Annotated in this window: 19 protein-coding genes and 2 pseudogenes; 12 read left to right on the top strand and 9 right to left on the bottom strand. The window is 66.6% G+C overall.

Annotation, left to right across the window (positions count from 1 at the left end):
• Positions 1–305 precede the first annotated feature (305 nt).
• Together MKK84_RS17215 and MKK84_RS17220 are read right to left on the bottom strand one after the other, a co-directional pair.
• A pseudogene (locus MKK84_RS17215) lies at positions 306–485 on the bottom strand (hypothetical protein); the annotation flags it as partial.
• 400 nt (positions 486–885) lie between these two features.
• Complete coding sequence (locus MKK84_RS17220) at positions 886–1,527, bottom strand: hypothetical protein (protein ID WP_243921789.1); 642 nt, start codon at positions 1,525–1,527, stop codon at positions 886–888.
• Positions 1,528–1,662: 135 nt separating this feature from the next.
• Between MKK84_RS17220 and MKK84_RS17225 the strand changes: the two genes are divergently transcribed.
• Positions 1,663–3,006, top strand: coding sequence for a tyrosine-type recombinase/integrase (locus tag MKK84_RS17225; RefSeq protein ID WP_243921791.1), 1,344 nt, complete (start codon positions 1,663–1,665; stop codon positions 3,004–3,006).
• 225 nt (positions 3,007–3,231) lie between these two features.
• Complete coding sequence (locus MKK84_RS17230; protein WP_313899346.1) at positions 3,232–3,891, top strand: carboxymuconolactone decarboxylase family protein; 660 nt, start codon at positions 3,232–3,234, stop codon at positions 3,889–3,891.
• Between the two features lie 33 nt (positions 3,892–3,924).
• Here the strand turns inward: MKK84_RS17230 and MKK84_RS17235 are convergent, their stop codons facing one another.
• The 4 genes from MKK84_RS17235 to MKK84_RS17255 form a co-directional block, all read right to left on the bottom strand.
• Complete coding sequence (locus tag MKK84_RS17235) at positions 3,925–5,838, bottom strand: family 2A encapsulin nanocompartment cargo protein cysteine desulfurase (protein WP_243921794.1); 1,914 nt, start codon at positions 5,836–5,838, stop codon at positions 3,925–3,927.
• Entirely contained in the window at positions 5,825–7,216 is a 1,392-nt protein-coding gene (locus MKK84_RS35490) for a family 2B encapsulin nanocompartment shell protein (protein WP_279599579.1), read from the bottom strand. Before MKK84_RS35490 ends, MKK84_RS17235 begins: the two co-directional genes overlap by 14 nt.
• Positions 7,217–7,633: 417 nt before the next feature.
• Positions 7,634–8,479: a serine O-acetyltransferase gene (gene cysE / locus MKK84_RS17250; RefSeq protein WP_243921796.1), complete on the bottom strand. Its 846-nt coding sequence runs from the start codon at positions 8,477–8,479 to the stop codon at positions 7,634–7,636.
• Positions 8,480–8,492: 13 nt separating this feature from the next.
• Complete coding sequence (locus MKK84_RS17255) at positions 8,493–8,699, bottom strand: hypothetical protein (protein ID WP_243921798.1); 207 nt, start codon at positions 8,697–8,699, stop codon at positions 8,493–8,495.
• A gap of 271 nt (positions 8,700–8,970) precedes the next feature.
• On the opposite strand from MKK84_RS17255, the gene MKK84_RS17260 reads away from it, so the two are divergent.
• The 3 genes and pseudogenes from MKK84_RS17260 to MKK84_RS17270 all read left to right on the top strand — a co-directional run.
• On the top strand, positions 8,971–9,381 hold the full coding sequence (locus MKK84_RS17260; RefSeq protein ID WP_243921800.1) for a YeeE/YedE family protein: 411 nt from the start codon (positions 8,971–8,973) through the stop codon (positions 9,379–9,381).
• Positions 9,378–9,839 (top strand): YeeE/YedE family protein, encoded by a 462-nt coding sequence (locus tag MKK84_RS17265; RefSeq protein WP_243921801.1) that lies wholly within the window; start codon positions 9,378–9,380, stop codon positions 9,837–9,839. Before MKK84_RS17260 ends, MKK84_RS17265 begins: the two co-directional genes overlap by 4 nt.
• Before the next feature lie 10 nt (positions 9,840–9,849).
• Positions 9,850–10,064, top strand: a pseudogene (locus MKK84_RS17270) (putative sulfate exporter family transporter); the annotation flags it as partial.
• 13 nt (positions 10,065–10,077) lie between these two features.
• On the opposite strand, the gene MKK84_RS17275 reads toward MKK84_RS17270, so the two are convergent.
• Positions 10,078–10,503 (bottom strand): GFA family protein, encoded by a 426-nt coding sequence (locus tag MKK84_RS17275; protein WP_243921803.1) that lies wholly within the window; start codon positions 10,501–10,503, stop codon positions 10,078–10,080.
• Positions 10,504–10,597: 94 nt separating this feature from the next.
• The gene (locus MKK84_RS17280) at positions 10,598–11,035 is read right to left on the bottom strand and encodes a MucR family transcriptional regulator (RefSeq protein ID WP_243921805.1); all 438 of its coding nucleotides are present in this window, start codon (positions 11,033–11,035) and stop codon (positions 10,598–10,600) included.
• A gap of 313 nt (positions 11,036–11,348) precedes the next feature.
• On the opposite strand from MKK84_RS17280, the gene MKK84_RS17285 reads away from it, so the two are divergent.
• From MKK84_RS17285 to MKK84_RS17300, 4 genes are all read left to right on the top strand, one after another.
• The gene (locus tag MKK84_RS17285; protein ID WP_243921807.1) at positions 11,349–11,717 is read left to right on the top strand and encodes a hypothetical protein; all 369 of its coding nucleotides are present in this window, start codon (positions 11,349–11,351) and stop codon (positions 11,715–11,717) included.
• 191 nt (positions 11,718–11,908) lie between these two features.
• Positions 11,909–12,307 (top strand): cupin domain-containing protein, encoded by a 399-nt coding sequence (locus MKK84_RS17290; protein WP_243921809.1) that lies wholly within the window; start codon positions 11,909–11,911, stop codon positions 12,305–12,307.
• Positions 12,308–12,421: 114 nt separating this feature from the next.
• Positions 12,422–12,682 carry a hypothetical protein gene (locus MKK84_RS17295; RefSeq protein ID WP_243921811.1) on the top strand — a complete coding sequence of 87 codons (261 nt, stop codon included), beginning with the start codon at positions 12,422–12,424 and terminating at the stop codon, positions 12,680–12,682.
• Between the two features lie 157 nt (positions 12,683–12,839).
• The gene (locus MKK84_RS17300) at positions 12,840–13,136 is read left to right on the top strand and encodes a hypothetical protein (RefSeq protein WP_243921813.1); all 297 of its coding nucleotides are present in this window, start codon (positions 12,840–12,842) and stop codon (positions 13,134–13,136) included.
• A gap of 199 nt (positions 13,137–13,335) precedes the next feature.
• On the opposite strand, the gene MKK84_RS17305 is transcribed toward MKK84_RS17300, so the two are convergent.
• Positions 13,336–14,391 carry an enoyl-CoA hydratase/isomerase family protein gene (locus tag MKK84_RS17305; protein ID WP_243921815.1) on the bottom strand — a complete coding sequence of 352 codons (1,056 nt, stop codon included), beginning with the start codon at positions 14,389–14,391 and terminating at the stop codon, positions 13,336–13,338.
• A 215-nt stretch (positions 14,392–14,606) separates the two neighbouring features.
• On the opposite strand from MKK84_RS17305, the gene catC reads away from it, so the two are divergent.
• From catC to pcaD, 3 genes are read left to right on the top strand one after another with little or no spacing between them, the layout of a single operon-like run.
• A complete protein-coding gene (gene catC / locus MKK84_RS17310; RefSeq protein ID WP_243921817.1) occupies positions 14,607–14,891 on the top strand; it encodes a muconolactone Delta-isomerase in 285 nt (94 codons plus the stop codon).
• A 12-nt stretch (positions 14,892–14,903) separates the two neighbouring features.
• Positions 14,904–15,200, top strand: a complete 297-nt coding sequence (locus MKK84_RS17315; RefSeq protein WP_243921819.1) for a YciI family protein — start codon at positions 14,904–14,906, stop codon at positions 15,198–15,200.
• 13 nt (positions 15,201–15,213) lie between these two features.
• Complete coding sequence (pcaD, locus tag MKK84_RS17320) at positions 15,214–16,005, top strand: 3-oxoadipate enol-lactonase (protein WP_243921821.1); 792 nt, start codon at positions 15,214–15,216, stop codon at positions 16,003–16,005.
• Positions 16,006–16,037 lie beyond the last annotated feature (32 nt).

The following is a 16,037-nucleotide window of genomic DNA, read 5'->3' on the forward strand; positions in this document are numbered from 1 at the left end:
TTGCCATCAGGTTGTTCGCGTTCAGCTTGAAGTGAAGTTTCTAAGCGTTTGATAAGTTCAAAACACTGTAGAAGATGATGACGTCATAGGTTTTGACGAACTCGTGTACACGTTGGAGTTCTAGCTCCGCGCGCCAAACCGTAGCCTTTGCGCGTGCTTACGTTCAAGAAGTTGTCAATGAAATTGCGGTTTGAAGCCCCTTACTGTCAAGCTGTGGCTGACCGGTTCGGCTAAGTGGGCGGAACGTTCAGATCCTTGTTGATCTGGCTGAGACGACATTCGAATGGAGAAGAGGTCGGGTGATCCTACAGCGGACCGACCGTATCTGCAGCGAAGGCCTTTCGAGAACCCAACGGCTTAGGCCGGCCAACAGTGCTGTCTCTCGCGGTTTGCCGCGCCATCTCGGAATTGAGTTCAGCGCCAAGAAGCACAATGGCTATCGAGATCCAGATCCAGGACATGAATCTAATTCCGGCCCCGAGCGAACAGAAATCTGAATCCCCACGTGTCATGCATAATTATGCAAAAGCGCGACAAAATTAAATTTTATAATTCGCGCTCCGGCGTATAAAGATTGGCCAGAAGAGATGTCGCGATCATCTTGGGCTGAGCTAGAAGCTCTCAATCGGTATTCTCTTGGCGCTCGATCCATGCCAAGATAGTCGAACGCCTAGCGCACAGGGTGCCGCCAATTTTAAAGCACGGCAGACCGAGTTTGTCCGCTGCGTGATACACTTTTCGACGGCTGGGCTCTGAGCCGTCACCGAACATGAATAGGGCGATTGCTTCCGCACCGGACATGAGGTCGTGGGCGAGAGACAAGCCGGGATCGTTTGCGCCCAGCGGGCGCGCTACCGGAGCGTTCATTTGAGCACCTTGAAGATGTTATACGAGCTGACCAACAGCCCGAAGGGTTTTCTGAGTAATAGTGGTTACGTCTCGACGGTCTGAAGTAGCCTCTTTGCTGGGAAGACCATACTGAACATTGAGATATATTTGGTCGGCGTCAGCGGATTTCAATTCTATTGTGGCGGTCTTTTCTGGTTTTCGAAAATTTAATGCCACAGTTATAACCTCATCGAAGCCGCTTGCATCATCTAACTCAGTCAAAACTTCATGTTTGAAGTTGAATCCGTTGGTAAAGTGGTGGCCAAGCACATCCATATCGCTGATGGGTGACGCGCAAAATTCGACTATATCTTCCATCACGGAACCAAAGGTTCGATTTGAGGAAAATACGTCTTTTATGACGCCCTTGAATTTCGGACGTGGTGGCCACACCTGCGCCAATCTCAGATTTCTGTAATGACCTACGCTGTCTCCAGCCTCGATGGCCGTGTCACTTGCATTTACTCCAATCAGCAAGTTCGCTTTATCCCGGTTATTCATCTGGGCCGCAGAGAGCCCACGTCCACTTTTAGAGATGTAGCCTCCATCTCTAATCCTTATGCCGATGCCACGGACGGTCATCTCATCCATACCCTCGACGGCCGCGATAGTCCGAACGAGGTCGTTGAAGAACGCCATTCCCCGGCTCCATGTCCAACCAAAATACATGACCTCATGGACACGTCAAGGCCCATGTCGTATCGTTCTACATGGCGTTGGGTTTAGAAGAACTTTACGCCTCCGTTCGCCGGATTCCCTTGCAGGAGCATACACATGGCGACCCTCAGAAAGCGAACGCTGCCGTCCGGGAAAGTAGCGTGGCTGGCAGCCTACCTCGACAACAACGGTAAGCGCCGCTTCAAACAATTCGAGCGCAGACGAGAGGCGGACACCTTTTTGACCCGAGTGAAGGCGGAAGTTGTCGCTGGCACCCATGTGCCGGAGCGCCAGGCGAGCACCGTCGACGATGCCTACGTCCTGCTGATCGCCGCCTTGAAAGCGGACCAAGCTGCAGGCGCCACGCTGCACAATTATCGTGTGTACTACGGCGGCCACGTAAAGCCCTTTCTCGGCTCCCGGCTGCTCCCGAAACTCCACCCAGCCGATGTTGGCTTTTGGTTGGAACGACTAAAGGAACAGGGCCGCACCGACGACACCTGCAGGCGTGCCAGGATTGTGCTGGGGGCGATCTTTGATGAGGCAATCCGTCGGCGCCTCGCCTACACCAACCCAGTCCGATCGCTCCGAAGCCGGCGCAAGACCCGGCGCGCTGTGATCCTTGAGGTTGAAGAGACGGTTCGCATTCCTGAGCGCGATGCCGTCAGGTCGATGCTCGCCGCGGCTGCCGATACCGAGGCACTATTCTTGATCGCTCGCGAACGAGACGGAAAAGGAACTCGTATCCTCGACGTGCAGCGGGTCCCGGCCGAACATCCTATTAGGGCAGCGCGTGCCTTCCGCGCGCAGTACCCCGACGTAGAGGTTGAAACCTTCCGTCCCACACCCTGGCTGCGACCGCTCCTTGCCACGATGGCTTTTGCCGGGCTGCGGATTGGAGAGGCCCGTGGATTGTCATGGACCAACGTCGAGCCCGAGCACCTGCAGGTGCGAGAGGGCGTTGACCGCTACAACGTGCTAGCCACCGTGAAGACGGCGGCTGCGCTGCGTGGTGTGCCGATCGGTCCCCAACTTGTGACGATCCTGGCAAACTGGCGTGCGAGGACAGTAGGGGAGGGCGGTCTCGTGTTCGCATCGGAATTGGGGACGCCGATCGGCTATCCGAACATCGTGAACCGACAACTCAGGCCCTTGCAGGCTACCCTCGGCATCGTGGCGGCCGACGGCTCGCCGCGTTGGACCGCGCACAGCTTTCGGCATTTCGCTGTGTCCCTCTGGATCGACGAGGGAGCTAAGATTGGGCAGGTCTCGGAATGGGCGGGCCACGAGTCGCCCGAGTTCACCCAGCGAGTCTATGGGCACCTGTTCAAGGCCGGCCGGATGGACCGCCGTGCCGCCACCGCAGGTGAACTCTCTGTGCTTGGCGCAATCGAACCGGCAACACCAACGCAACACGGTAACGACAACGCGCTGGAAAGTAGCTCATCAGCAACAGTTTAATCGACCGTAGCAGCCGCCTTCTAAGCGGCAGGTCGTAGGTTCGAGCCCTACCGGGGTCGCCAACCCTTCGCCCGCCGGATCGATCCTGGCCAGTGTGCCCGGTCAGGCAAGCGCTGCGACGGCATCGCGAACCCCCTCGAAACCACTGGACCCCGGCATCAGACCCGCCGACATTGCCGGTGCAGAGGCGCGGAGACGCGCGCCCGCATGGCGGAGGGATCGACAATGGGCAGGCTCGGGATCTGGGGCAGTGCGGCTGTGGCCGTCCTCGCGGCAGGCGGGGGCTGGCTGGCGGCGCAGGGGACGCGTGAGGCGGCCGCGCACGCGCCGCGCTTTCCGCAACTGACCCTGGAGCAGCTCACGCCTGCGCAACGCCCGGTCGGCGAGAAGATCCTCAAGGTCTCGAGCGTCGGGCTGGCCGGCCCCTACAACCCGATGATTCGCAGCCCCGAGATGGCGCAGCGGATGTACGACCTGCTCGACTATCTGCGCTGGCACACCTCCGTGCCGACGCGGCTGAACGAGTTCGCCATCCTGATCCAGGGGCGGCTCTGGCGCTCGCAGGTAGAGTGGTTCGCCCATTATCCGCTGGCCATCAAGGCCGGCCTCTCCGAGCAGGTCGCGGCCGACCTCAAGGCGAACAAGCGACCGGAGGGCATGAAGCCGGACGAAGCCGCCGTGTACGATTTCTGCATGGAACTCTCCACGCAGCACGCGATCTCGGACGAGACTTTCGCGCGGGCCAAGGCGGTATTGGGCGAGCAGGGCGTGGTCGACCTGACTGCGCTGACCGGTACCTACGTGACGGTCGCCATGCTTCTGAGCATGGCCGAGGAGGGCGTGCCGCCCGGCAAGGAACCGCCGTTCAAGCCCGGGGAGCGATAGGCGCGCCGGCCCCTGGGACCGGCGCGCTTCGGCTCAGTGCCGCGGCAGGGTGTGGAGCGCCTTCAGGAAGACGTCCACCTCCGCGCTGGTGTTGTAGAAGGCGAGCGAAGCCCGCACCGACTGGTCGACGCCGAACCGGCGCAGGGCCGGCAGCGCGCAGTGATGGCCCGAGCGCACCGCGATGCCGTGCGCGTCGAGGTGGTGGGCCACCGCCTGGTTCTCCTGCCCCTCGATCACGAAGGACATCACGCTCGCCTTCTCGTGCGCCGTGCCGATCAGGCGCAGGCCCTTCACCTCGGCCAGACCGCCCTGCGCGTACTCCAGCAAGTCGTGCTCGTAGGCGGCGATCGCCGGCAGGCCGATGCTCTCCAGATAATCCAGCGCCGCGCCGAGGCCGACCGCACCCGCGATGTCCGGGGTACCGGCCTCGAACTTCTCCGGGGCGCCCTTGTAGACCGTCCGGGCGAAGGTGACGTCCTCGATCATATGGCCGCCGCCCTGCCAGGGTGGCATCGCTTCGAGCAGGGCGGTCTTGCCGTAGAGCGCGCCGATCCCCGTCGGCCCGAACACCTTGTGGCCCGAGAAGACCAGGAAATCGGCATCGAGCGCCTGCACGTCGAGCGGCATGTGCGGCGAGGATTGCGCCGCATCGACCAGCACCGGCACGCCGTAGGCATGGGCCAGCGCGATGATCTCCCGGATCGGGTTCACGGTGCCCAGCGCGTTAGCGACATGCGTCACCGAGACGATCTTCGTCCGCCCCGAGAGCAGAGCTGCGTATTGCTCGAAGATGATCTCGCCCCGGTCGTTGACCGGGATCACCCGGAGCGTCGCCCCGGTGCGCTGCGCCAGCAACTGCCAGGGGACGATATTGGCGTGGTGCTCGATGGTCGAGACGATGATCTCGTCGCCCGGCCCGATATTAGCCCCGCCGAACGAGGCGGCCACGAGGTTGATCGCCTCCGTGGTCCCGCGCAGGAAGACGATGTCGTCCTTCGTGGGCGCGTTGATGAAGCGGCGCACCGCTTCCCGGCCGCCCTCGAACAGGTCCGTCGAGCGCGCCGCCAGGGTGTGGGCGGCCCGGTGGATGTTCGAGTTGTGCCGGCCGTAAAATTCGCTCGTCGCGTCGATCACGGCCTGGGGCTTGTGGGTGGTGGCGGCGTTGTCGAGCCAGACCAGCGGATGGCCGTTGACGCTCTGGTGCAGGGCTGGGAAATCCCGGCGGACATGCTCCACGTCGAACGGCGCCGCCACCGGGCTCGATCCCTGCGCCGTCAGCCGCGGCGCGGGGCCGGGATGGCGGGTGGGTTCCACCCGGGGGCTCGCCGGAGCGCGGCGGGCCGGGGCTCCGAAGTTCAGGAAGTAGTAGTCGCCCACCGGGGCCTCATCCACGCCGGTCTGCGTCGGCGCGGCCGGGACGAGATGCGGGGCCAGCGCGTGCGCGAAGGCGTTGGCGCGGGGATGGTCCGCGGCGATCTGCCGGTGCAGCTCCGGACCGCCGGGGAAGGAGAAGTCCGGCAGGACGGAACGCGGGCTCGCCGGGTGGATCGGCGGGATCGCCGCCACATCGGCGAAGGCCGGGCTCGCGGGTGCGAGATTCGGAAGCGTCGGGCCGGAAAGGCCCGGCACGCCGACCGGCGGCGCCCCGAAGGAGCGCGCGCCCAGGCCCGAGACCTCAGGCTGGAAGCCCGCGGGAAGCCCCCCGGCCGGAGCCGAGGGGGTTCCCACCGAGGCGCTCGGCAGCTTGGCGCCGCCGAAGCCCTGCGGCAGGCCTTCCAGAGCCTGAGGCGCCTGGGGCCCTGCCGGGATCGTGGGGGCGAAGGGCTGGCTCGCGGCCTGCCCCTGGCCGTAGATCTCGCGGGCGAGACGCCCGACGAGATCCGCGTGGGCGAGTTCGCCCACGTTCCCCGTGGGGATGCCGAGCGCCGGCACCTCAGGCGTAGTCATGGTAGTTGCCCAGCAGCACGTTATCGAGTCGGGCGATCGCGTCCTCGACCAGCACGGCGGCCGAGAAGTACCGGGTCACGAGGTGCGAGGCGATGGAATGGTCGTTGGTGCCCATGTAGCGCACCGACAGGCCGGGCTCGATCTCGCCGGTCACGCCGGACTTCTGCAGGCCGACCACGCCCTGCTCGCCCTCGCCGACGCGCAGGAGCAGGATCGAGGTGGTCTGGGCGCCGGTCACCGGGTCGATGTCGATCGGCAGCTTGTCGCTCGGCACCAGCGGCACGCCGCGCCACGTGATGAACGGCGCGCCGAACAGGTGCACCACCACCGGCGGGACGCCGCGGCGGGTCGCCTCCCGGCCGAAGGCCGCGATCGCGCGGGGATGGGCCACGAAGAAGGCGGGCTTCTTCCAGACCAGCGTCAGCAGTTCGTCGAGGTCGTCCGGGGTGGGCGGGCCGCCGCGGGTCGGGATGCGCTGGCGCGGGCCGACCTCGCCCAGCAGGCCGAACTGCGCGTTGTTCAGCAGCTCCCACTCCTCGCGCTCCTTCACGGCATCGACCGTCAGGCGGATCTGCTCGCGCAGCTGGTCGATCTCGTTGGAGTAGAGATCCGTGACCCGGGTGTGGGTGTTGAGGATCGTCTGGATGGTCGAGAGGTGGTATTCGCGCGGATCGACTTGGTAGTCCACGAAGGTCGTCGGCAGGCGCGGCTCGCCGGTATGGACCGCCAGAAGCTCTATACCCTGCTCACCGTAGGCGTTGGAGTGGCCCTTCAGGCGCTCGCGCTCCTCCTGATACTGGGCAATCTTGGAGCGGATCTCCTCGCTCTCTACCGCGGCGGCGTCGAGGGTCAGGAGCGTCACAGCCGACAGGGCCTTCACGGCCGGGGCGGGGGCCTTCTCACCGGCGAGTCCGGCATCGCCGAAATAATCGCCCTTCGTGGCCAGGCCCTGGCGCAGGCGGCCCGAGTAGGGGCCCGACAGCGTCAGCTCGACCGTGCCGTCCGCCACCACGGTGAGGCTGCGCTCGGCGGCGCCCTCCTGATGGATCACCTCACCGGCCTGGTGCCGGCTCTCCTTGAACTTGCCCGCGAGCGTCGCGAGTTCGGCATCGCCCAGCCGGCTGAACAGGGGCACGGAGCGGAGCGAGCCGGAGCGGATTATCCGGCCGTTCTCCTCGGCGGTGAGCTCGACCCGGCCGGGCTTGGCCAGCACGACGGCCCGCCGGTTGACGCGGTAGACGCCGCCGGCCACGTCCACGAAGGGTAGAAGCCGCAGGAGCCAACGCGGCGTGTTGGCCGCGTTCTGGACCGACGTGACGGTGGCCGTCGCAAGATTGCGTGCCGCTGTGGCGCTGACGCTCAAACCCGGTCCGCTCATCGTTCGTTGTCTCCGTCTGGTTGCGGGCGCGCCCCATCGGCCCGCGCATCGGCGGGCGGCCGCGTCGTCGAAACGGGCCGGACGCAGGATTTCGTAAGGGCCGGATCAGCTTTCGAGCAGGATACGGTCCAATGAATCAAATGTTTCGGTGTAAGCCTGAAATGTTGCGTCGCTATTTTGACTGGATCGGCCTGCTGCAGAACCAGCAACGCTTGAGTACGACTCGGATGGCTCGATGGTCAACGGAAGAGAATTCCTATTTAACCTTGCTCGATGGGATGATGGCCTCTCGTTCGTCCGGAAAGGAGAATGCAAGTTAAGAAAAATCGGAGAGCAAAGAAATTCATTCTCTGTTGTCCGGCGCGCGCCGGAGCAACCTGAGGACAACGTTTCAAAAGAAGGATTTTTCTGGACGGATCAGATCCCGTCACCGAAGCCGAACGACTGATCCATGCTGAGCGCCGGCTCTTCATCGGCGCGGAGGCGCGAGACGACCCGGGCCGGCACGCCCGCGACCGTCGTGTGCGCGGGCACGTCTGCCAGCACGACCGCGGCGGCGGCGATCTTGGCCCCTTCGCCGACGCGGACATTGCCCAGCACCTTCGCGCCGACGCTGAGCAGGACCCCGCGCTCGATCTTGGGATGCCGGTCGCCGCTCTCCTTGCCGTTGCCGCCGAGCGTGACCGACTGGAGGATCGATACGTCGTCGGCCACCACCGTGGTCTCGCCGATCACCACCCCGGTGGCGTGGTCGATGAACACCCCCGAACCGATTCGGGCCGCCGGGTGGATGTCGCAGCCGAACACCTCGGAGATGCGGCTCTGGACGTGCAGCGCCAGGGTCGCCCGTCCCTGGTGCCACAGCCAGTGACCGACCCGGTAGCCTTCGAGCGCGGCGAAGCCTTTGTAGAACAGGAAAGGGTCCAGGTAGCGCCGGCAGGTCGGGTCGCGCTCGCGGATGGCCACCAGGTCGCGCACCGCGTGGGCGCTCGCTCGGGAATCCGCCTCGAACGCCTTGAGGCAGAGGTCGCGCATCGACAGACGCGAGAGGTCGCCATCGCCGAGCCGGTGGGCGAGGCGGTAGGCCAGCGCCTGGGCGAGGCTGCGCTGGTCGAGAATCGTCGCCTGGATCAGCCCTGCGTAGAGCGGTTCCTCGATCAGGGCGGCCATAGCCTCCGCGCGCAGCTCCGCCCAGACCTCCGCCTCTTCGGTGCTGTGGCTGATCGCCCGCAGGGGCGGCTGCAGGATGGCGCGTGCGGTCACGGGGGCTGGCCGATCAGTGCACCCGCCGGAACAAGTCCGGCAGATAGCGTTCCAGGACGGCATGGCCGTCGAACGCGACATCGACGGTGCCCGAGCGCCCGTCCCGACCGTGGATGCGGACGATTCGGCCCCTGGCGTGCCGCCAGATCCCCAGGGCCTCCGCGAGGTCCAGGCGCTCGAACACCACCTGATCCCCCCGCCTGATCGCTGCTGCCGGCATCCGGTCCTCCTCGCTGCCGGGTCCGGGTGCCCGGTCGTGATTCCTGGCTTCGGCCTTGGCGGGGGGGAGCGGAGTCCCTCCCGAGGAAAGGCCTTCTGCGTCCTCCGGCTCGGCGGAGACGATTTCGTTCGCGACTTGCCCGAAGTAGAGCATGTTATTCGCTAAGCCATTGTTATCGCTTGATAATTATCGATCCAACGCCGTTTGGCAAGGCTTGTTCCAGAGGCGGCCCGGCGATATCCCGACGCCAGAGACACCGGGATTCTCAACAATGGACGCGTATCTTCCGGCCCTCGGGGGCGGCCTGCTGATCGGCCTGTCCGCCGCGATGCTGTTTCTGCTCAACGGCCGCATCGCCGGGATCAGCGGGTTGGTGGCCGGACTTACGCGACCGGGCGCGCGATGGCGCGCGGATGCCGCCTTTCTGATTGGGCTCGTCCTCGGGCCGCCGGTCTTCGCCCTGCTGGCGGGGCATTGGCCGGCGATGCGGATCGCCGCCGGATGGCCGGTCCTGGCGCTGGCCGGGCTGCTGGTCGGCTTCGGCACCCGGCTCGGCTCCGGCTGCACCTCCGGGCACGGGGTCTGCGGGCTCGCCCGGCTGTCGCCGCGCTCGATCGTGGCGGTGCTGGTCTTCCTCGCCACCGGCATGCTGACGGTGGCGATGATGCGGGTGGCGTCGTGAGCGGCGCGGCGCGTTCCGTCGCGACGCATGCCTTGGCGGCGCTCGCCGCCGGCCTGCTGTTCGGGCTCGGCCTGTCCCTGTCGGGCATGCTCGACCCCGCCCGCGTGCGCGGCTTCCTCGATGTCGGAGGCGCCTGGGATCCGAGCCTCGTCTTCGTGCTCGGCGGGGCGGTGAGCGTGTCGGCCCTCGGCTACGCCCTGTCCCGCCGATTCCGGCGCCCGGTCCTCGCCGAGACCTTCGACCTGCCGACGGCGCGGCGGATCGATCCGCCGCTGGTGCTCGGGGCCGCCCTGTTCGGGGTCGGCTGGGGCCTGTCGGGCTTCTGCCCGGGACCAGCTATAGCCGGACTCTCGACCGGTGCGGCGCCGGTCCTGGTATTCGTGGTTGCCATGCTGATCGGCATGGCGGCGCACGATCTGGCCTGGGCGCCTGCGCGGCACAGGACGTCGCTGCGCTAGCCGGCGGCGGCTTGACCCCTTGCGTTCGCTGGGCTTGGTCCCGGACGGCGCGGTCGCCCGGATCGCCGGCTTCCTCGCGATCGTCTCGATGGCCGCGCTGGGCCTCGGGGCGATGTTCGCGTCCTGACCCGGGTCGGCGGCCGGGTGACGCTGGCGGTCACCGCCTTGCTCCTCGTGCTCCTGGCGATCGCGGTCCTGCTCATCCGCCGCTTCGGGATCGGCTGAGCGTGGCGCAGGATCAATCGGCGGGCTCGTAGCGCAGTGTCCCCGCGCGGCGCGTCGGCTGGCCGGTGTCGTTCGTGTGGTTGACGCCGTCCATCACGGGTACGGTGGGGAAATCGAACGGGCTGACACCCTTCAGGCAGGCCACGTTGACCGCGTAGAGCGTGCTGTCCGAGCGCCGCTGATGGTGCGTGTAGATCCCGCAGCGGGAACAGAAGAAGTGCTCTGCGGCGCCGGTGTGGAAGCGGTAGCTCGTCAGCACCTCCGCGCCCTGCCGGATCCGGATCCCGCCCGCCTCCGCCATCGCCACGACGGCGCCGCGCATGCGGCAGTACGAGCAGGTGCAGCGCCGGATCGATCGGAAGCCGTCGCTGAGCGCCACGTCGAACCGCACCGCGCCGCAATGGCACCGGCCGGCATGCAGGTCCGTCTCTGCGTCCATGTCGCCCAAACCCGTCCTCTCCCCCCGGACCGAGCGTATCGCCGTGGCGGGGACCGGACAATTCAGGGATTCGCACGCGTTCTGTGAGGTGGCCTCACGTGTGGGTTCGGGCCGGCTCGTGGCCGAACTGGATCGCCCGCGCGATCTCCGCGCGCCGCGCGGCGTAACCGGGGGCCGCCATCGGGTAATCGCTCGGGAGGCCGTAGCGCGCGCGGTACCGCTCGGGCGTCAGGCCGTTAGCCTTGAGGTGGCGTTTCAGGGTCTTGTAGGCGCGGCCGTCGATGAAGCTGATCAGGCCGTCCCGCTGGACCGAATTGCGGATCTCGGCCGGCGTCGGCCGGACGGGCGGCGGCAGGCTATCGGCCGGTGGCACGAGTGCCATCAGTGCGGCGTGTACGCTGGTCAGGATCTGCGGCAGGCCGGTCGGCGCGACGGCATTGCGCGAGAGATACGCCGCGACGACGCGCACCGCGAAGTCATCTATCGCGCGCCGGAAATCGGGTTGAGACGGATTTGCATCCTTCCGATTCATCAAAATCTCCCGTCAAAACGCATACAAACGGCAATACTCATACATTATGCTGAGTCAACGTGGGGAGGCGGACGGTGCGGTCCCGCGTTGCGCGGGGCACGGGTCGGCGCGCCGCGGCGTCGGCCGCTTTCTCTCGATCAGGCTTCGTGATTCAATACAATCTTCGTGCAGTGCGAAGTCTCTTCAGGGAGCGGATCCCCTGTCCTCGCATCGACAGGCCGGAGAGCCGGCCGCGTGTTGGTCTCAACCATGGGCCTCGAACCGTGCCCTGGCGGGGGCGGGACGCGCCGGCCTGCGGGTCGCACCGCTCCTCGTGCTGCTGCTCGCGCCGTCCGCCGTCCGCGGGCAGGACACGCTCGGGCTGATCGCCCCGGACGCGCCCGAATTCAGCGCGCCGTTCGAAACGGGGATGCGCGCCAGGGTCGCCGCCCAGTTCCCGGATGCGCCCCGCGTCCGGTTCCGAAAGGTCAGACCGATGCCGGGCGAGACCGGCCACGACATCGCGTTCTGCGGTCAGGTCAGCGCGACGCCGCCGGAACAGGCGGCGCCGAGCTTCCACCTGTTCCTCTACGGCCGGACTGCCGAGACCGAGACCGTTCAGATCCTCGGATCCGAATCCCTCAACGGCTACCGGGTCGGCCGCAAGCTGATCGGCGCCCTGCGGCGTATCGGTTGCCTTTAGATCACGCTCCGCCGAAGTGGACACCGGTTCGCCGCGAGCGAGCGCGTTACAACGAGCGCTGAGAGCTTCGCGCTGGAACCGGCTGGGGTGAAGCGAGCAGCAAGACTGTAATGCAACGTCTTGGCCAGCTATTCTCGGTCGGAGCAGGCGATGTCATACTCTCGGAAACAGACAAGATCCGGGAGAACGACATGGCACGCCGCCCATCGGCTGGGAGATACCTGATTGCGGCGGGCGCCCTGGTCATCGCAGGTGCAGCCGCAGCTCAGGAGGTCAAGCGGACCGAGCTCGGTCGTCAGCCAGTCTCGGGTGATGAGAGCCGCGAGATCGTCATGCAGCTGGTCGAGATCCCGCCGGGGGCGACCTCGCGCCGGCATTTTCACAACGGCGAGGAAGCCTACTACCTGCTGGAGGGCGGCCTCGCGCAGGTGCTGGGACAGGCGCCGAAGGAGCGGCCGGCCGGCGAGCGCGGCATCAACCGGCGCGGCGTCCCCCATGCCGGCTACACGGTGGTCGGCGACAGGACCGTGAAGATCCTGTCGGTATCCGTCGTCGACAACGGCAAGCCCCTCCAGGAGGCTGCCGAGTGAGCCGCTGCCCGATCGGTGGCGAGATTGTGGCAGAAGCTTGACTATTGCCGTCGAATCAGTTTTAAACTTGATTGTTGCGTCATGGATACACCCCAAAGGGCTTTGGAGGTTCTGATGTGCGCGCGGAAGACCTTCTATATTTTCGCCAAGTCCTCCGATGGCCAGCTTTTCTGTGCCGTTCGTCAGGATCAGCCGATCCCCAGGATGATTGACGGCGTGCAGTGGCGTTACGTGACCTGCATCGACACCACACGGGACCGACCGTTCGGCTTCGACGTGGACGACGCCAATAAGGCCATGCGGAACGGTGGCGTATACTTCTACAAGCGCGAGTTCGTGTTTTCCCAGCCCCGCACGCTGCTTCAGGCCGCCTGAACGTCGGCCCTCCACCGGCTGCCGCACGGACGCCTTCCGCATCGGTGTGCTGGAAAAACGCCGCATCGCGGGCGGGCTGGGTGAACCGATCGGAGGACTCGTCGCTTGGCACGCGGTGGGATCCGGGGATTCGGGCCCCGGCCGCGGGAGGACGGACGTGTCGTTCAGGATGGGTCTGGCCGGCTTGGCGCTGGCGACGATGGGTGCGGCTCCGGCCTGGGCCTGGGGCGTTCCCGGATGCACCAATCTCCCCGAATACAATCGCGCCCTCGGGGCGTTGCAGGGGATGACGAGCGCCTGCGACATGAGCGTCGAGGAAGCCCGTCGGGTGATCGCGGCCCATGATGGGGTCGCCGCACCGCCGCCCGCCGCGGCGCCGACAATCGCGCCGCCGCCCCGGGCCCATCGCCGGCCCCATCGGAGGGTCCGGCACGCGCGCCCGACACGGCGGTGAACGCGGGTCCTGATCCCGCACAGCACCGCCTTGGCTCTGGCGGCCCTTCCGGTGACGTTCGCCGAGCCGCTGACCTGCATCTAGCAACTCTCACCTTGGACCCGGCCATAATCTCTGGGACGGCGGCGATTGGTCTCCGATATCTGAATCTGCGAGCATCTGCGGAGGGGCAGGGCGCGCGGCGGGTGGTCGACACGCCTCAGATGAAGCTCGGCTCCGGTTCCTCTGGCGGCTCGAAGGCCTCCCGGATGGCGTCCGGGTCGACGGCGTCGAGTGTGGCTGGCTGCCAAGCGGGCCGGTTGTCCTTCTCGACCAGCACCGCGCGCACGCCCTCGTAGAAATCGTGCCCCCGCATGATGTGCGTCACCAGCCGGTACTCCGTTCGGATGGCCGCGATCACGTCCAGATCGGCCCCGCGCCGCATCTGCTCGAAGGCGAGGCAGAGGCTGGTCGGCGACCGGCTGCGGAGGGTGCGGGCCGCTTCTGCGGCGAACGCCGACCCTTGGACCGCGTCGAGTCGCGCCAGGATCGCCGGGACGCTCTTAGCCGAGAAGCATGCTTCGATCAGGGCAGCCTCCCGGATCACCGGCCCGGTCGGCGGCGGAGGCGCGGCGTGGGCGGCCAGTGCCGGCTCGATCGGGCCGCCTTCCGCCAACGCGTCGAGGATCGCCGGGAAGTCGGTGGCGCGCGCCGCATGGGTCGCCAGCCCGAGGGCGAGGGCGTCGCCCGCGCCGATCTTCGATCCGGTCAGCGCCAGGTAGGTGCCGCTGCGACCCGCCAGACGCGGCAGGAGCGCGGTGGTGCCAACATCCGGGACGAAGCCGATCCCGACCTCCGGCATCGCGAAGGCGTAGGATGCGGACGCGACCCGGTACGGCCCGTGCACCGAGATGCCGACCCCGCCGCCCATGACGATGCCGTCGACCAGCGCGACGATCGGCTTGGGGTAGCGGGCCATCGCGGCGACGAGTTCGTACTCGCCGCGCCAGATCTCGAACATCGCCTCCGTCTGACCAGCCTTGGCGGCCTCGTAGATGCGCCGGACATCGCCGCCCGCGCAGAAGGCCCGCCCGCCGCTGCCCTGCACCACCACGCGCGTCACGCGGTTGTCGGCCGCCCAATCCTGGAGCTGGGCCTGCATCGCCCGGATCATGCCGAGCGTCAGCGCGTTCAGGGCCTTGGGCCGGCTGAGCGTGACGAGGCCGAGGGCGCCGCGCGTCTCGAACACCACCTCGTTGGTCGCCTGTGCCGTCATCGTCGGACGCATCCACCCCTGTGAGCTTCGGTTTATGGGGCGGCTGAATAGGCTTGCATCCGGATGGCCGCAACGACGGGGCGGAATCGGGAACAATCGCCCCCGACCGTCGCCGATCCCGCGCTCAAGTCGTGCGGCGACAGCATCGACAGCTTGTCATGGGATGATAAGCGTCGCGGCCCGCACGGACATCCGGTCGGCATAGGACAGACGCGATGCTCTATATGGTCCACATGCAGGTCGACATCCCCGCCACCCTGCCGAAGGCGGAGGCGGACCGTCTGAAAGCCGAGGAGAAGGCCTTCTCGCAGAAACTGCAGCAGGACGGCACGTGGCGGCACCTGTGGCGGATCGCCGGGCAATACGCGAATTACAGCGTCTTCGATGTCGCAGGGAATGACGCACTGCACGACATCCTGACGGCGCTGCCGCTCTACCCGTACATGACGATCCACGTCACGCCGCTGGCCCAGCATCCCTCAGCCATCGCGGCCAACTGACAGGTCGAAACCATGCCCTTCATCATCGAGACCTTCGACAAGCCCGGCAGCCTCGAGATCCGCAAGGCACACCGCGCCGAGCATCTGGCCTATCTCGACCGGATCAAGGACAGCCTCCTGGCCTGCGGCGCCAAGCTGAACGACGACGGCAGCGATGCGGGCGGCGGCCTCTATGTCGTCGATGTCGAGACCCGCGCCGAGGCCGAGGCGCTGATCCAGGCGGATCCGTTCCACACGGTGGGCCTGTTCGCGCGCGTCGAGATCAAGCGCTGGCGCAAGGCCTATCTCGACGGCAGAAGCTATCTCTGAGGGAGGGGCGCATATGGCTTTCGCCGAACTCGATGGCGTGCGGTTGCACTACAGTGCGGATGGCGATCCCGCGAACCCCGCGCTCGTGCTGTCCAACTCGCTGGGTGCGTCGCTGGACATGTGGGCGCCGCAGGTCGAGCCCCTGGCGCGCCACTTCCACCTGATCCGCTACGACACACGCGGCCACGGCCAGTCGGAGGTGACGACCGGACCCTACACGATCGCCCGACTCGGCCGGGACGTGGTCGGCCTCTTGGATCACCTTGGCCTGAAGCGGGTGCATTTCGCCGGCGTGTCGATGGGTGGCCTGACCGGGCAGTGGCTCGCCCTGAACCATCCGGAGCGGCTGGCGCGCCTCGCCCTGTGCAACACGGCCGCGTATATCGGACCGCCTGAGAACTGGACCAGCCGGGTCGAGGCGGTTAGCGCGAACGGCGTCGGCAGCATCGCCGATGCGGTGGCCTCGCGCTGGCTGACGGCGGGCTACGCGGCCGCCCAACCCGAGCTGGCGGCCAGCCTGCGGCGGATGCTGGCTGCCACGGCGTCGGAGGGCTACGCGGCGGCCTGCCTGGCGGTGCGTGACGCCGATTTCCGCGGCGAGCTTCCGCGGATCGTCGTGCCGACGCTGGTGATCGCCGGGACGCACGACCTCGCGACGCCGCCGGCGGATGGCCGCTTCCTGGCGGACCACATCGCCGGTGCGCAGTATCGCGAACTTAGCGGCGCGCACCTGACAAATCTCGAGGATGTCGAGCGCTTCAACGAGGCCCTGATCGGGTTCTTCGGCGAAACGCGCGCGTCGTAGAGCCGTGCTCGATCGCGATGGTCCAGACAGGA

Source organism: Methylobacterium sp. E-065 (assembly GCF_022829605.1).
GTDB lineage: Bacteria > Pseudomonadota > Alphaproteobacteria > Rhizobiales > Beijerinckiaceae > Methylobacterium.

What these genes read in the sequence shown, in the direction of transcription:
- MKK84_RS35490 (WP_279599579.1), bottom strand. Translation starts at nt 7,216, where the DNA reads ATGAGCGGACCGGGTTTGAGCGTCAGCGCCACAGCGGCACGCAATCTT.
- MKK84_RS17315 (WP_243921819.1), top strand. Translation starts at nt 14,904, where the DNA reads ATGCCCTTCATCATCGAGACCTTCGACAAGCCCGGCAGCCTCGAGATC.
- pcaD (WP_243921821.1), top strand. Translation starts at nt 15,214, where the DNA reads ATGGCTTTCGCCGAACTCGATGGCGTGCGGTTGCACTACAGTGCGGAT.
- MKK84_RS17275 (WP_243921803.1), bottom strand. Translation starts at nt 10,503, where the DNA reads ATGGACGCAGAGACGGACCTGCATGCCGGCCGGTGCCATTGCGGCGCG.
- MKK84_RS17280 (WP_243921805.1), bottom strand. Translation starts at nt 11,035, where the DNA reads ATGAATCGGAAGGATGCAAATCCGTCTCAACCCGATTTCCGGCGCGCG.
- MKK84_RS17255 (WP_243921798.1), bottom strand. Translation starts at nt 8,699, where the DNA reads ATGCCGGCAGCAGCGATCAGGCGGGGGGATCAGGTGGTGTTCGAGCGC.
- MKK84_RS17220 (WP_243921789.1), bottom strand. Translation starts at nt 1,527, where the DNA reads ATGGCGTTCTTCAACGACCTCGTTCGGACTATCGCGGCCGTCGAGGGT.
- MKK84_RS17295 (WP_243921811.1), top strand. Translation starts at nt 12,422, where the DNA reads ATGTGCGCGCGGAAGACCTTCTATATTTTCGCCAAGTCCTCCGATGGC.
- MKK84_RS17305 (WP_243921815.1), bottom strand. Translation starts at nt 14,391, where the DNA reads ATGACGGCACAGGCGACCAACGAGGTGGTGTTCGAGACGCGCGGCGCC.
- MKK84_RS17290 (WP_243921809.1), top strand. Translation starts at nt 11,909, where the DNA reads ATGGCACGCCGCCCATCGGCTGGGAGATACCTGATTGCGGCGGGCGCC.
- MKK84_RS17225 (WP_243921791.1), top strand. Translation starts at nt 1,663, where the DNA reads ATGGCGACCCTCAGAAAGCGAACGCTGCCGTCCGGGAAAGTAGCGTGG.
- catC (WP_243921817.1), top strand. Translation starts at nt 14,607, where the DNA reads ATGCTCTATATGGTCCACATGCAGGTCGACATCCCCGCCACCCTGCCG.
- MKK84_RS17235 (WP_243921794.1), bottom strand. Translation starts at nt 5,838, where the DNA reads ATGACTACGCCTGAGGTGCCGGCGCTCGGCATCCCCACGGGGAACGTG.
- MKK84_RS17230 (WP_313899346.1), top strand. Translation starts at nt 3,232, where the DNA reads ATGGGCAGGCTCGGGATCTGGGGCAGTGCGGCTGTGGCCGTCCTCGCG.
- MKK84_RS17260 (WP_243921800.1), top strand. Translation starts at nt 8,971, where the DNA reads ATGGACGCGTATCTTCCGGCCCTCGGGGGCGGCCTGCTGATCGGCCTG.